General features: G+C 63.8%; 12 protein-coding genes. 7 read left to right on the top strand and 5 right to left on the bottom strand.

The window, feature by feature from the left end; translation table 11 throughout:
* Positions 1 to 98: 98 nt before the first annotated feature.
* Genes QM716_RS09930 through QM716_RS09920 form a run of 3 tightly spaced genes read left to right on the top strand, consistent with a single transcriptional unit; the run spans position 99 to position 5,772 of the window.
* Positions 99 to 2,123: an alpha-1,4-glucan--maltose-1-phosphate maltosyltransferase gene (locus tag QM716_RS09930; protein WP_283304006.1), complete on the top strand. Its 2,025-nt coding sequence runs from the start codon at positions 99 to 101 to the stop codon at positions 2,121 to 2,123.
* A complete protein-coding gene (gene glgB, locus QM716_RS09925) occupies positions 2,123 to 4,324 on the top strand; it encodes a 1,4-alpha-glucan branching protein GlgB (protein ID WP_283304005.1) in 2,202 nt (733 codons plus the stop codon). Before QM716_RS09930 ends, glgB begins: the two co-directional genes overlap by 1 nt.
* Positions 4,324 to 5,772: a neutral zinc metallopeptidase gene (locus QM716_RS09920; protein WP_283304458.1), complete on the top strand. Its 1,449-nt coding sequence runs from the start codon at positions 4,324 to 4,326 to the stop codon at positions 5,770 to 5,772. The genes glgB and QM716_RS09920 overlap by 1 nt, the downstream gene beginning before the upstream one ends.
* An 18-nt stretch (positions 5,773 to 5,790) precedes the next feature.
* On the opposite strand, the gene QM716_RS09915 is transcribed toward QM716_RS09920, so the two are convergent.
* The 3 genes from QM716_RS09915 to QM716_RS09905 form a co-directional block, all read right to left on the bottom strand.
* A complete protein-coding gene (locus QM716_RS09915; RefSeq protein ID WP_283304457.1) occupies positions 5,791 to 6,687 on the bottom strand; it encodes a tetratricopeptide repeat protein in 897 nt (298 codons plus the stop codon).
* A 105-nt stretch (positions 6,688 to 6,792) separates the two neighbouring features.
* On the bottom strand, positions 6,793 to 7,155 hold the full coding sequence (locus QM716_RS09910) for a DUF3817 domain-containing protein (RefSeq protein ID WP_230814089.1): 363 nt from the start codon (positions 7,153 to 7,155) through the stop codon (positions 6,793 to 6,795).
* Between the two features lie 208 nt (positions 7,156 to 7,363).
* On the bottom strand, positions 7,364 to 8,557 hold the full coding sequence (locus QM716_RS09905; protein ID WP_283304004.1) for an acetyl-CoA C-acetyltransferase: 1,194 nt from the start codon (positions 8,555 to 8,557) through the stop codon (positions 7,364 to 7,366).
* 107 nt (positions 8,558 to 8,664) lie between these two features.
* Between QM716_RS09905 and mce the strand changes: the two genes are divergently transcribed.
* Together mce and QM716_RS09895 are read left to right on the top strand one after the other, a co-directional pair.
* Positions 8,665 to 9,138: a methylmalonyl-CoA epimerase gene (gene mce / locus QM716_RS09900; RefSeq protein WP_037131968.1), complete on the top strand. Its 474-nt coding sequence runs from the start codon at positions 8,665 to 8,667 to the stop codon at positions 9,136 to 9,138.
* 40 nt (positions 9,139 to 9,178) lie between these two features.
* Positions 9,179 to 10,237, top strand: a complete 1,059-nt coding sequence (locus QM716_RS09895) for a hypothetical protein (RefSeq protein ID WP_283304003.1) — start codon at positions 9,179 to 9,181, stop codon at positions 10,235 to 10,237.
* A gap of 7 nt (positions 10,238 to 10,244) precedes the next feature.
* Here QM716_RS09895 and QM716_RS09890 read toward each other — a convergent pair whose 3' ends face one another.
* On the bottom strand, positions 10,245 to 10,589 hold the full coding sequence (locus QM716_RS09890; RefSeq protein WP_283304002.1) for an Rv1322 family protein: 345 nt from the start codon (positions 10,587 to 10,589) through the stop codon (positions 10,245 to 10,247).
* 19 nt (positions 10,590 to 10,608) lie between these two features.
* Positions 10,609 to 11,283 (bottom strand): endonuclease NucS, encoded by a 675-nt coding sequence (nucS, locus tag QM716_RS09885; protein WP_007733244.1) that lies wholly within the window; start codon positions 11,281 to 11,283, stop codon positions 10,609 to 10,611.
* Between the two features lie 42 nt (positions 11,284 to 11,325).
* Here nucS and QM716_RS09880 point away from each other — a divergent pair, with 42 nt between their 5' ends.
* Positions 11,326 to 12,924: an adenylate/guanylate cyclase domain-containing protein gene (locus QM716_RS09880; protein ID WP_283304001.1), complete on the top strand. Its 1,599-nt coding sequence runs from the start codon at positions 11,326 to 11,328 to the stop codon at positions 12,922 to 12,924.
* A 141-nt stretch (positions 12,925 to 13,065) separates the two neighbouring features.
* Positions 13,066 to 13,692 carry a dihydrofolate reductase family protein gene (locus tag QM716_RS09875; RefSeq protein ID WP_283304000.1) on the top strand — a complete coding sequence of 209 codons (627 nt, stop codon included), beginning with the start codon at positions 13,066 to 13,068 and terminating at the stop codon, positions 13,690 to 13,692.
* Positions 13,693 to 13,927 lie beyond the last annotated feature (235 nt).

The raw sequence follows: 13,927 nt of genomic DNA, 5'->3' as shown, positions 1-13,927 counted from the left end.
GAATTCGTCGTTATCAGCACTCCAGCGCCACACCCACTACGGTTGAACGCGGCGAAAGAAAGTTTTACCGCGATCCATCATCAGAAATGGAGCTTCCCGTGTCAGGACGCCTCGGTATCGACGACGTGGTACCCGAGATCTCGGGTAACTATCCGGCAAAGGCCGTGGTCGGCGAAGTCTTCCCGGTGCACGCCACCGTGTGGCGAGAAGGCCACGACGCCATTTCCGCCACTCTTGTCGTGCGTGGTCCGCGCGGTACCAAGCCGCTGCGCATTCCGATGGATCCCGGCACCGAACCGGACACCGTCGATGCAGTCTTCACGCCGTCCGCCGAAGGCATGTGGTCGTTCCGGATCGAGGCGTGGAGCGATCCCATCGCCAGCTGGAAGCACGCGGTGGAAGCAAAGCTGGCCGTCGGGCAAGGTGCAGCCGAGTTGGCCAACGACTTGGAAATCGGTGCGCGCCTGTTCGAACAGGCCGCGCACGAGGTACCGCGGGGCAACCGTTCCAGGCTCGAGGCCGTCACCGCGTCGCTGCGCAGCGATCAGACGCTGACTGCTCGCGTCGCTCCGGCCTTCGCCTCCGACGTGGCCGAACTGCTCCGCGCCACTCCGCTCCGTGAACTGGTCACCAAGGGCGAGTCTCACCCCGTCGTCGTGGATCGCACCCGTGCACTGTTCGGCTCTTGGTACGAGTTCTTCCCTCGCTCGACCGGTGGATGGGACGAGAACGGGGTGCCGCAACACGGTACGTTCCGCACGTCGGCCGAGGATCTGCCCCGCATCGCCGCAATGGGTTTCGACGTCGTCTACCTACCGCCGATCCATCCCATCGGAGAGATCAACCGCAAGGGACGCAACAACACCCTCACCCCCGAACCCGGTGACGTCGGTTCGCCGTGGGCCATCGGCTCGGTCGACGGCGGGCACGACGCAGTCCACCCGCAACTCGGCACGCTCAAGGATTTCAAAGCCTTCGTCGCCACGGCCCGCAAGCTCGATCTCGAAGTGGCACTGGATCTCGCGCTGCAGTGCGCCCCGGATCATCCATGGGCCAAAAAGCATCCGGAGTGGTTCAACGTCCTTCCCGACGGCACCATCGCCTACGCCGAGAACCCGCCCAAGAAGTATCAGGACATCTACCCGGTCAACTTCGACACCGATCCGCGCGGCCTGGACAAGGAAATCCTGCGAGTCGTCCGACACTGGATCAGCGCCGGCGTCAAAATCTTTCGGGTCGACAACCCACACACCAAGCCGCCCAACTTCTGGGAGACGCTCATCTCCGAGGTCAAGAAGACCGACCCCGACGTCCTGTTCCTTGCTGAGGCATTTACCCGTCCGGCACGCATGTACGGCCTGGCGCGACGCGGATTCACCCAGTCGTACACGTACTTCACCTGGCGAGTGGCGAAGTGGGAACTCACCGAATTCGGCAACGAGCTGGCGGCAAAGGCCGACGAAGCCCGACCGAACCTCTTCGTGAACACACCGGACATCCTGCACGAGTCCCTCCAGCACGGTGGGCCCGGAATGTTCGCGCTACGAGCAGCTCTCGCCGCCACCCTGGCGCCGACCTGGGGCGTCTACTCCGGTTACGAACTCTACGAACACCAAGCCGTTCGCCCCGGCAGCGAAGAGTACCTCGACTCCGAGAAGTACGAACTTCGTCCGCGCCGTTTCGCCGAAGCAGCAGCGCGAGGCGAATCTCTCGAGCCGTGGATCACCGCGCTCAACCGGATCCGGCGTGCGCATCCCGCGCTGCAGCAGTTGCGGAACCTGCACTTTCACCACATCGACAACGACGCTTTGATCGCCTATTCGAAGTTCGACGCCTCGACCGGCGATGCCGTCCTGACGGTGATCAACCTCAACCCGTTCGCGGCAGAGGAGGGCACCGTCTGGTTGGACATGCCGGCGCTCGGACGCGAATGGCACGACCATATGACCGTGCTCGACGAAGTGACGGGCGAGCAGTTCAATTGGGGCCAAGCCAATTTCGTCCGCCTCGAGCCCTGGCGTTCGGTGGCGCACATCCTCGCGCTCCCGCCCGTTCCGTATCCGGCCCGGATCTCGCTGGCCTATCAAGCACGCAATGCGCACCGCGCGAGTGGAGGCAAGTGATGCCAACAGACAAGTCCCCGTCGGGTATTGCCCCGGACAGTCACGATCTGGAACTTTTGGCGAGTGGTGAACACCACGATCCGCACAGTGTCCTCGGTGCACATCCCCATGCCGACGGCACGGTTCTGCGAGCGTTGCGTCCCCACGCCGAGTCCGTCAACGCTGTCATCGGCGGCAAAACCTTTCCCCTCGAGCACGTTTCGAACGGCATCTTCGCGGCGCTGGTCCCCTACCCCGAACTGATCGACTATCGCTATGCGGTGACCTACCCGGGTGGACATACCGTTCTCGCGGCGGATCCCTACCGATTCCTGCCAACCCTCGGCGAACTCGACCTCCACCTGTTCGGCGAGGGCCGACACGAACGACTGTGGGACATTCTCGGCGCACACCCGCGTTCTTACGAGACACCGGACGGACCCGTCGACGGCACCTCGTTCGCCGTCTGGGCTCCGGCTGCCCGCGGCGTGACCGTAGTCGGCGACTTCGACGGGTGGGGAGGGCAATTCGCTCCCATGCGAGTCCTCGGTTCCACCGGAGTCTGGGAAATCTTCCTACCCGACATCGCAGTCGGTTCGCTGTACAAGTTCCGGGTCCACGGCCACGACGGCTCGGTTCGCGACAAGGCCGATCCCATGGCGTTCGGTACCGAGGTCCCGCCGGCGACGGCGTCGCGGGTGACCACCAGTTCCCACGTGTGGAACGACGCGGCCTGGCTGGAAACCCGCGCAGGTGTCGACCCTTCGCAGTCGCCGATGAGCGTGTACGAGGTGCACCTCGGATCGTGGCGCCCCGGGCTCGACTACCGTCAGATGGCCGAGCAACTCGCCGAATACGTCACCACAACCGGATTCACCCACATCGAACTCCTGCCGGTCTCCGAGCACCCGTTCGGTGGCTCCTGGGGATATCAGGTCACGTCGTACTACGCACCGACCTCCCGCTTCGGCACACCGGACGATTTCCGCTGGTTCGTCGACCACCTGCACGCTGCAGGAATAGGCGTCATCGTCGACTGGGTTCCCGCGCATTTCCCCAAAGACGAGTGGGCGCTTGCCCGTTTCGACGGAACTCCCCTGTACGAGCACGCCGATCCGCGTCGCGGCGAGCAGTTGGACTGGGGCACATACGTATTCGATTTCGGTCGCCGCGAGGTCCGGAACTTCCTCGTCGCCAACGCCTTGTTCTGGCTCGAGGAGTTCCACATCGACGGACTGCGCGTCGACGCCGTCGCATCGATGCTGTACCTGGACTACTCACGTCCGGAAGGTGGATGGACTCCCAATATTCACGGTGGCCGCGAGAATCTCGAAGCTGTTGCGTTCCTGCAGGAGATGAATGCCACCGTCCACAAGAATCATCGAGGAGTCGTCACCGTCGCCGAGGAGTCGACAGCGTGGCCCGGAGTCACACGGGCGACCAATGTCGGCGGCCTCGGGTTCAACATGAAGTGGAACATGGGGTGGATGCACGACACTCTCGGGTTCCTCGGTCACGACCCGGTGCACCGGACTTACCACCATCACGAGATCACTTTCTCGCTGATGTATGCGTGGAGTGAGAACTACCTGCTACCGATCAGCCACGACGAGGTGGTGCACGGCAAGGGAACTCTGTGGACGCGGATGCCCGGCAACGACTTCGCCAAGGCGTCCGGCCTACGCTCACTGCTTGCCTACATGTGGGCGCATCCTGGCAAGCAACTGCTGTTCATGGGACAGGAGTTCGGCCAGAGCGCGGAATGGTCCGAAGAGCGCGGCCTCGACTGGTGGCAGCTCGACGATCAGTACACGGGAACTCTCCATCGCGGCGTCCAGCGACTGGTCGGCGATCTCAACTCCGCGTACCGACGCCATCCGGCCATGTGGACACTCGACACCTCCCCCGGCGGATACTCCTGGATCGACGCCAACGACACCGAGAACAACGTCCTCAGTTTTCTGCGTTACGGTACTGACGGTTCGATTGTCGCCTGCCTGTTCAACTTCTCGGGCAGCGAACACTCGAGCTACCGCGTCGGGCTACCAGAGCCCGGCCGATGGGTGGAAATTCTCAACACCGATGCCGAGGTGTACGGCGGCTCCGGAGTCGGGAACCTCGGAGCGGTCACGGCAACGTCGCGTTCGTGGCACGGTCGGCCAGCCTCCGCACAGGTGGCGCTGCCAGCTGCTGGAGCGATTTGGATAAGTCTGGAGCGTTGATGGTCGGCCGGCGAGTAGTCATTGTCACGTCGTCACTGCTGGCAGTGGCCGCACTGCTCGCCGGTTGTGCCCGCGGAACGAGTGGCCATGCCGTCTCGATCTATCACGATCCGTTCCGCGTCGCTGGACTCGACGCAACGGCAGGACCGAGCGGGTTGCGCCCGGGAGCCCCCAATGCCGACCGAGCGATCACCGGCACCGACGGCGGGGACATCGACGCCCTGGCGGCCAACGCCATCACCGACATCGAAACCTACTGGGCCGCTGAGTACCCGGCACTGTTCGACAAGCCCTTCGAACCGGTCGACGAGCTGATCTCGTGGGACCCCACCGAATCGAACGGCCCGGACTTCTGCGAGGAGACCACCGAAGAACTCATCAACGCCGGGTATTGCAGCATCGATCACACCATCGGTTGGGATCGCGAACTGCTGCTGCCCGAGGTGCGCGAGAAGTTCGGTGAAGTGGCCGTTGCCTTCATCTTCGCGCACGAGTACGGCCACGCCGTTCAACGCAAAGCCGGGATCGTCGGCGGTAAACGAGATGCCGCCCTGGTGCGCGAACAGCAAGCCGACTGTTTCGGTGGGGCCTTCTTGCGGCAGGTCGCCGAGGACAAGGCCGCGCACTTCACGATGAACACCTCCGACGGCCTCAACAAGGTGTTGGCCTCGGCCGTCGCCATCCGCGACGAAGACCCCAATGATCCTGAGAGCCACCATGGTTCGGCTTTCGAGCGCGTCACCGCCACTCAGATCGGATTCACCGACGGCGGCGGCGCCTGTGCGAAGATGGACGCCGACGAAATCGAGTCACGACGCGCAGACCTCCCGCAGCAGTTCGCCGAAGGCAACGATTCCGGAGAACTGCCGGTCACCGAGGCAACTCTCGACGAGTTCGTGAAGACGTTCCAAGCGATCTTCGATCTACCCGAGCCGCCGAAGGTCGTGTTCACCGGCGCGGACACCGGGTGCAGCGACGCCGTTGTAACCGAACCCGTCTCGTACTGCCCGTCGACGAACACCATCGGAATAAGCGTCGACGAACTGGCCGAGCGCGGCACGCCGGGCCGCGTCGGACGACGCGAGTTGATCCAGACCAACATCACCGGTGACTACAACGCCTACGTCCTGCTCGCGTCGCGATACACCCTCGCGATGCAGAAGGAGAAAGGCCAATCCCTCGACACCCCGCAGACAGCCTTGCGCGCCGCGTGCCTGTCCGGCGTCATCACCGCAGCTCTCAGCCCCACCAACGCCGCGGCGTCCGGAGCTCAGGTCACGCTCTCCCCTGGCGACCTCGACGAAGCCGTATCGGGACTGCTGACCGACGGCCTCGCCGCCAGTGACGTCAACGGCGAGACGGTTCCGAGCGGGTTTGCGCGCGTCGACGCGTTCCGGACCGGCGTACTGGGTGGGCGGGAAGTGTGCGACAGCCGCTACACGGAGTAGCGGCTGCCTCTTCACAAGTCAGTAGAGAGCGGAAGCCAACTTACGGCGGGCCGCGATGACGATCGGTTCTGCCGGGTCGAACAGTTCGAACAGCTCGAGCAGGTGTGTGCGAGCCGCGGCCTTGTCGTCGCCGGCAGTTCGCGAGACCACCGAGATCAAGCGGGCGAACGACGCCTCTGGTTGCTGCGCGAACATTTCCAGGTCGGCCGCTGCGAACTGGAGTTCGAGATTGGACGGATCAGCATCCGCGGCCGCAATCGACTCGGGATCGACGCCCTGAACCCGAGCCATGAACTTCACCTGGCGGACAGCGCTTTTGGCCTCCGCATTGTTGGGTTCGGCGTCGAGAATCACCTGGTACGCGGCGATGGCGCCGTCGAGATCGCCCTCGTCCAGCGCGGTTTCAGCGGCCACGAATCGAGGATCCTCGACCTCCTCCACCGGTTCGTCACCGTCGGGGGCAGGACCACTCAACTTGCCCTCGACAGCTTGGAGCACTGCGTCGAACCACTGGCTGAGCTGCTCCTCTGGCTGAGCGCCCTGGAAATCGGCCAACGGTTGACCGGCCGCGACGGCAACAACCGTCGGCACCGACTGGACGCCGAAAGCCTGCGCGATGCGAGGACTCACGTCGACGTCGACGTTGGCAAGAATCCACTTGCCGCCGGCACGCGCTGCAAACGATTCGAGAACTTCGGTGAAGACAACGGAGGGCTCGTATGCGCGGCCACCGATGTTGACGATGACCGGGACCTGGCTCGACTTGAGCAGGACTTCGCTTTCGAAGTTGTCCTCGGTCACCTCGATCACTGCCCCGGAGACAGCAGAAACGGCCCCGTCGCCGCTGGTGTCACGCGGCGGTGGTGGGGCCGTAGCCCGCTCTTTGAAGGCGGACAAGTCGACTGCGCCGCTCATGGCGGCAGCAACTGCGGACGAACGCGCGGGGGGCCTGGAACCTGGTCGAGTCACGACTCCCAGTTTGTCACGAGTTGAGTGAAGCTACGTAGAGGGATGCAGCACTCAGACGAGCGCCGCGTTGCCCTTGGCAGCCTCGAACTCCGTGGACAGCTCACCGAGCTTGCCGTTTCGCACTGCCCAGCGTTCGAAGATGACGGTGCCGAACGGCGGAACGCTCGAGATCAGCGCAAGGATCGTGGTCTTGATGTCCCACTTGAGCGACCACGCGGTCAGCAGCGCAACAACGATGAACACCAGGAAGCCAGCGGTGCCGTGGACCATTCCGGGGATGCGAATCGCTTCTTCGTGTCCGAGAACCCACTTGAAGAACATGGCAACCAGCAAGGCCGCCCAGGTCACAGCTTCCCACCACGCCACCAGACGGAAGCGTTTCGCGGGAGTGGATACGTCAAAGATGTTCGCCATCAGGCCATTGTGCCCGAACAACTACGACGCCCCGTAGTTGTGTGAGGAAAACCACGGGGCGTCGCAGAGCGAGAGCGCTCGTTCAGGTGTATTCAGGGTGACGCTTATGCCTCGGTACGTAGACCTTGTGGACCTAAGCCTTGTGGACCTAAGCCTTGCGGACCTAAGCCTTGTGGACCTAAGCCTTGCGGACCTAAGCCTTGTGGACCTAGGCCTTGGGGACGCGAACGATGAGTGCGTCGCCTTGTCCGCCGCCGCCGCAGAGTGCGGCTGCGCCGATGCCGCCGCCGCGGCGCTGCAGTTCGAGGGCGAGGTGCAGGGCGATGCGGGCACCGGACATGCCCAGGGGGTGTCCGACGGCGATGGCGCCGCCGTTGACGTTGACCTTGGCGGGGTCGAGGCCGAGTTCGCGGGTGGAGGCGATCCCGACGGCGGCGAACGCTTCGTTGATTTCGACGAGGTCGAGGTCGGTGGGGTCGATACCTTCCTTGGCGCAGGCCTTGGCGATCGCCCGCGCGGGCTGGGACTGGAGGGTGGAGTCGGGTCCGGCGACGACGCCGTGGGCGCCGATTTCCGCGATCCAGGTCAGGCCGAGTTCTTCGGCCTTCGTCTTGCTCATCACCACGACGGCGGCGGCGCCGTCGGAGATCGGCGACGCGGAGCCGGCGGTGATGGTGCCGTCCTTGCTGAACGCGGGACGCAGTTTGCCGAGGGATTCGGTGGTGGTGTCGGCGCGGATGCCTTCGTCCTGGGCGAAGACGATGGGGTCGCCCTTGCGTTGCGGGATGGAGACGGGGACCACTTCGTTGTCGAAGTAGCCGTCTTTCCAGGCGCGGGCCGCGTTCTGGTGCGAGGCCGCGGCGAACGCGTCCTGCTCGGCGCGGGTGATGTGGGCGGTCTCGTGTTGGTTGACCTGTTCGGTGAGCAGGCCCATGGCCTGGTCGGTGAAGATGTCGTGCAGGCCGTCGTAGGCCATGTGGTCGCGCATCGTGACGTCGCCGTACTTGAAGCCTTCGCGGCTTTTTTCGAGCATGTGGGGTGCGCGGGACATCGATTCCTGCCCGCCGGCGACGACGATGTCGAATTCGCCGGCGCGGATGAGTTGGTCGGCGAGGGCGATGGCGTCGATGCCGGACAGGCACACTTTGTTGATGCTCAGGGCGGGCACGTTCATGGGGATGCCGGCGGCGACGGCGGCTTGGCGGGCGGGCATCTGGCCGGCGCCGGCGGTGAGGACCTGTCCCATGATGACGTACTCGACCTGTTCGGGTGCGACTCCGGACTTGTCCAGGGCGCCCTTGATGGCGACGGCGCCGAGGTCGGACCCGGAGAGGTCTTTCAACGATCCGAGGAGTCGACCCATCGGGGTACGAGCTCCCGCAACAATCACAGAACTGGTCACGATTTCCTCCGGCTGCAAAAGAGACATAGTCGTCGGTTCCGTGCGGCCTAAGAGCCAAGTCACATCCCGACGTGTACTCCTCAAACGGTAGCGCTACCGTGAAAGGTATGACACAGACCTCCCCCAGTTCTGCACTCGCGCCTTTGTCCTCCGACCTCGTCGTCGCGATCGATCACGTCGGAATCGCGGTGCCCGATCTCGACGTGGCAATCGCGTGGTACACGCAGCACCTGGGCATGGTGTCGACCCACGAGGAAATCAACGAATCGCAGGGCGTGCGTGAGGCCATGCTCTCCGTCGTCGGCTCCCCCGCCGGATCCACTGCCGTTCAGCTGCTCGCGCCGCTGGACGAGAACTCGACGATCGCCAAGTTCATCGACCGAAGCGGCCCCGGACTGCAGCAGCTCGCTTACCGAGTCACCGACATCGACGCGATCTCCGCCGAGCTTCGCGACCGCGGTGTTCGGTTGCTGTACGACGCTCCCCGACGCGGTACGGCCAACTCACGCATCAACTTCATTCACCCGAAGGACGCCGGCGGCGTCCTGGTGGAACTGGTCGAACCCGACGCGAGCCACTAGCAGACCCGACTCCAGCTCGTATGCCAGGTAGATTGTCGCCATGGCATACGAGCAGGACCGCGGTTCGATCCAACTTCCGTTCCAGATCGCACGGAAGGGATACGACCGCGACGAGGTACGTAACTACTTCGAGCGATTCGACGCGGAGCTGCGAGTTACAGCAGCCGATCGTGATGCTGCCGCTGCGCAGGCCCGTGACCTTGCCAAGCAGCTCGACGATGCGCGCGACGACATCGACGACCTCCGCAAGGACGTCGACCGTCTCTCCGTTCCGCCCACCACTGCGGAGGGCATGAGCGATCGCATCAGCCGCATGCTGCGCCTTGCCTCAGACGAGGCATCGGAGGTTCGCGCGAAGGCCGAGGCCGACGCAGCCGAGATGACCTCCATCGCCGAACAGGACGGCGCCCGTCTACGTGGGCACTACGAGTCGTTGATCGCCGAGCTCGAGGACCGTCGCAACGCGATGGAAACCATGCACGAGCAGACCATGGCGCAGGCCCGTACCGAAGCCGCCCGGATCGTCGAAGCTGCACAGGCCGAGCGGGATCGACTGGCTGCCGAGTCCGAGGCCAAGCGCACTCAGATCCGCGAAGACTTCGACATCTCGATGTCGGAGCGCCGCGCCAAGGTCGTCGCCGCCGTCAACGAATTGGAGTCGTCGAGCAAGGCAGAGGCCGAGCGTCGACTCGCCGATGCGTCGCACGAAGCTCAGCGCAGGCTGCAAGCCGCGACCGATCAATCCGAGCGCAAGATCGCTCACGCGAAGGAACTCACCGAAGAACTGCGCGTTCTCCGCGGCCGAATCCTGGCCCAGCTCTTGGGAATTCGTGGACAACTCGACTCGGTTCCGGCCATGCTCGCATCGGTCAATCGCGAGAGCGAACTTCTCGATTCACCGCCTGCTCCGGTCATCGTCGAAGCCGAGGAAGATCTCGAGATCGAAGACAAGAAAGCCGACTCCGATCCGGCCGACGCGGATCCGGTCAAATCAGGGCCGAACATCGTCGAAGACGACGTTCTCGAGGACTCGGACGACACCAACACCGCCGAGATCAACACCCGCGCCGTCGAGCAGCGAGCCCAGTCCAGGAACTGATCGCCGCTCAGGACCACCGTCTGGTCAGGCTGCGAGTTCCGCGGCCTGACCAGCACCCGGTGTGCCAGTGCCGGCGCTCGTTCGCGCCGCCTGGTTCCGAAGGCCAGGTCACCACGTGTGCGACACCCGGCCTGATGTCGTGATCGCAGCCGGGGCACCGGTAGAACTTCGTCGCGTTGGAGCCGGGTATCGGCCGCACCATGTACATTTCACCGCCCGGCCCTGGCTCCTCCCGGACCAGCGCTCCGCCGAACAACACACCGCCAGGTGACGCCGACTCCGCGCTCGAATTCTGAGCACGCCGAGTATCCGTTCGACGGGTTTGCTTCGGCGAAGGTTTGCGGCGCGGCATGGTTCGAGTCTAAACAGCGTCAGAAAAGTCGGAACTCGGTGCTTTCGGTGCCGCGCAAGGCCTCGTAGTCCAGGACCAGGCAGCGGATTCCACGATCGTTTGCCAAAGTCTTTGCCTGCGGCTTGATCTGTTGCGCCGCAAACACTCCCGTGACCGGCGCGAGCAGCGGGTCACGGTTGAGCAACTCCAGGTAGCGCGTCAACTGTTCGACGCCGTCGATCTCGCCGCGCCGCTTGATCTCCACCGCCACCGAGGCGCCGTCCGCGTCACGGACCAGAAGGTCGACCGGCCCGATGGCCGTCATGTACTCGCGTCGTACCAAGGTGTAGCCGGGGCCGAGCGTCTCGACATGCTCCGCCAAAAGTTCTTGAAGGTGTGCCTCGACACCGTCCTTGATCAAACCCGGATCGAGACCGAGTTCATACGACGAATCGTGCTCGACCTCTTCGAGAGTGATCCGAAGTTCCTCGCCCGCCTTGTTGGTGACCACCCACAGGATGTCGTCGCCGTCTCCGGTGGTCTCGACCAACCAGCACGGCGGACTCATCCAGTTGAGCGGCTTGTACGCCCGATCGTCGGCATGAATGCTGACCGATCCGTCGGCTTTGACCAACAGCAGTCGTCTTGCGGTAGGGAGGTGGGAAGTCAGGCGTCCCACATAGTCGACACGGCAACGAGCAATAACTAGGCGCACCGGACCACCCTAAGCGATCATTACGACTACTCTCGACACACTATGCAGCGAAGCCGTGTCCCGAGTGCGCCCCTGGGGTCGTGGCTGCTCGGATCCACTGACGAAAGCCCCAGGCGGCGCCGAATCCGCGTCCAGGCACTACTGACCGCCCCTCTCCTGGTCACCAACCTGATCGGAGCGGTGCTGTCGATTGTCCTCGTGGGATTCGTGGTTCCCGGGCCTGAGATCATCGACCCCGAATTCGCGTGGATCAACTTCATCGCCGTACCGATCTTCATCGGGTGTGTCTTTCTCATCGGGCTGCTCTGGGGAACCAAACGCCTCATGCGAGATCTCCGGTGGGCCACCGAGGATCACCCGCCGACAGAGCAGAATCAACGCGCGGCATTGCGCGGGCCGTGGCGGCTGACCCGAGTTCAAGCCGTCCTGTGGACGGCCGCGCTCATCACCTTCACGACCATGTACGGAATCGTCGATCCCAACACCATTCCGAAAGTCCTGTTCACCGTGGCCTTCAGCGGCATCACCACTTGTGCTTTCTGCTATCTGCTCAGCGAGTTCGCACTGCGCCCCATCGCCGCACGCGCACTCGAATCCGGAGCTCCCCGCAAGGCCGCCGTCCTCGGCCTCACCGGCCGAACGATCCTCATCTGGCTGCTCGGCAGCGGTGTCCCCGTAGCCGGCTTGATGCTCGTGGCGGTCTTCAGCTTCATCCGACCTGCTTCGTGGCAAGCCCTCGCGATCGCCATCCTCGTCATCGGTGGGATCACCCTGTGCGTCGGACTCGGGCTGACCTACATCAACATCAGGTCCGCCGCGGCTCCCATTCGGTCTGTGCGACGAGGCATGGAACAAGTCACCCGTGGTGACCTCACCGCGTCCGTCGTCGTCTACGACGGGACCGAACTGGGGCTGCTACAGACCGGCTTCAATCGCATGGCCGAGGGTCTGCGTGAGCGCGAGAGAATTCGCGACCTTTTCGGGCGCCACGTCGGACACGAGGTTGCCGCAAACGCGGTGCGCCGAAACCCGGAACTCGGCGGCGAAGAGCGTGACGTTGCTGTTCTCTTCGTCGACGTCATCGGTTCGACCACCATTGCCGCCACCAACTCCCCTACTGCGGTGGTCGCGCTACTCAACCGATTCTTCGACGTCATCGTCGACGAAGTCGATGCTCACGGCGGATTCGTCAACAAGTTCGAGGGCGACGCAGCGCTGGCGATCTTCGGAGCGCCGACAACACTCGACGATCACGCCGGCAGTGCACTTGCCGCCGCTCGCAAGATTCAGCAGCGCCTGCGTGCCGAAGTTTCGGAAGTGAGCGCGGGAATCGGCGTCGCTGCGGGTATTGCCGTTGCCGGAAACGTCGGTGCGCGAGAAAGATTCGAGTACACCGTCATCGGTGATCCGGTCAACGAAGCAGCGCGACTGTCCGAGGTCGCAAAGACGGTTCCGGGTAACCTCGCCGCATCCGGACGGGCTGTGGCTGCCGCTGACAACGCCGAAGCTGCGCAGTGGTCGATCACCGAGAACATCACCCTTCGTGGACGCCTCGAACAGACCGAGCTCGCGATTCCTTGCGATGCCCTGGAGCCCGAGCCCGAGCCCACCCCGGCAGACTCGGTCCCCGTTCAGCCCTGACCCCCACCCCCAATCGAGCGAACGGCACGTTCGGTCGATCCAAGGCGACGAACGCCACGTTCGCTCGATGACTTTCCCGCTTCCCGACGGTCTATATCGGAACAGCGGAAATCCGACGACGCCGGGGAGAAGGGTACGACTATGAAACTGACGACCTTTACCATCGTCACTCTCGACGGAGTGATGCAAGGACTCGGTGGGCCGGACGAAGACCGCCGTGGTGGATTCGAGCGAGGCGGATGGTCCGCGCCATTGGTGGACACCGAAGCGATGAATTACCTCGTCCAGGTCTACCAGCGAGCTGACGCCTTCCTGTTCGGCCGGCGAACCTACGAGATCTTTGCCGGCTATTGGGGCGCGTTAGAGAATCCGGAGGTCAACCCCATTGCAAGCGCACTGAATTCGCGGCCCAAGTATCTTGCGTCGACGACGCTCACCGATCCGCAATGGAGGAACACGACAGCCCTTTCAGGTGACACCGCCGCCGCGATCGGCGAACTGAAAGCCAGACCCGGCGGTGAGCTTCAGGTGCACGGCAGTGGCAACTTGTGCCGCTGGCTTCTCGCGAACAATCTCGTCGACGAGATGATCCTGCTGATCGTGCCCGTGGTCGTTGGCCAGGGCACGCGACTCTTTCCCGACTCCGGCCGAGACATCGCACTCGAGCTGGCCGAATCGCGAGCCACTCCAAAGGGTGTGACGATTCAGCGGTATCTGCCTACCGGCCGGCCGCAGTATGCAACAGCCACCGCCGATGGAATCGAGTAATCCGTCGAAAGCATCCCGAGGCGTCGTCATTCGGACCCCTGCCCTGATCGTGCGAACGGTACGTTCGGTCGATCTGAGGCGACGACAGTGTCGTTCGCTCGATCCCGGGCGGGTGGTGTGGGGTGTTTTGGGTACGAGAAAGCCCCCCAACCACGAATGGTTGGGGGGCTTACTCAAATTGTGTTCGGCGGTGTCCTACTCTCCCACACCCTGTCGAGTGCAGTACCATCGGCGC

The sequence above is a fragment of the Rhodococcus sp. IEGM 1409 genome, from assembly GCF_030056735.1.
In the GTDB taxonomy this organism is placed as follows: domain Bacteria; phylum Actinomycetota; class Actinomycetes; order Mycobacteriales; family Mycobacteriaceae; genus Rhodococcus_F.
The sequence above is the reverse complement of the archived record's forward strand: the minus strand, read 5'-3'. Positions and strand labels throughout refer to the sequence as shown.

Bases quoted from the DNA above. Each gene is read 5' to 3' on its own strand.
- glgB (WP_283304005.1), top strand. From the start codon at position 2,123: ATGCCAACAGACAAGTCCCCGTCGGGTATTGCCCCGGACAGTCACGAT.
- QM716_RS09920 (WP_283304458.1), top strand. From the start codon at position 4,324: ATGGTCGGCCGGCGAGTAGTCATTGTCACGTCGTCACTGCTGGCAGTG.
- QM716_RS09915 (WP_283304457.1), bottom strand. From the start codon at position 6,687: ATGAGCGGCGCAGTCGACTTGTCCGCCTTCAAAGAGCGGGCTACGGCC.
- QM716_RS09910 (WP_230814089.1), bottom strand. From the start codon at position 7,155: ATGGCGAACATCTTTGACGTATCCACTCCCGCGAAACGCTTCCGTCTG.
- mce (WP_037131968.1), top strand. From the start codon at position 8,665: ATGACACAGACCTCCCCCAGTTCTGCACTCGCGCCTTTGTCCTCCGAC.
- QM716_RS09895 (WP_283304003.1), top strand. From the start codon at position 9,179: ATGGCATACGAGCAGGACCGCGGTTCGATCCAACTTCCGTTCCAGATC.
- QM716_RS09890 (WP_283304002.1), bottom strand. From the start codon at position 10,589: ATGCCGCGCCGCAAACCTTCGCCGAAGCAAACCCGTCGAACGGATACT.
- QM716_RS09880 (WP_283304001.1), top strand. From the start codon at position 11,326: ATGCAGCGAAGCCGTGTCCCGAGTGCGCCCCTGGGGTCGTGGCTGCTC.
- QM716_RS09875 (WP_283304000.1), top strand. From the start codon at position 13,066: ATGAAACTGACGACCTTTACCATCGTCACTCTCGACGGAGTGATGCAA.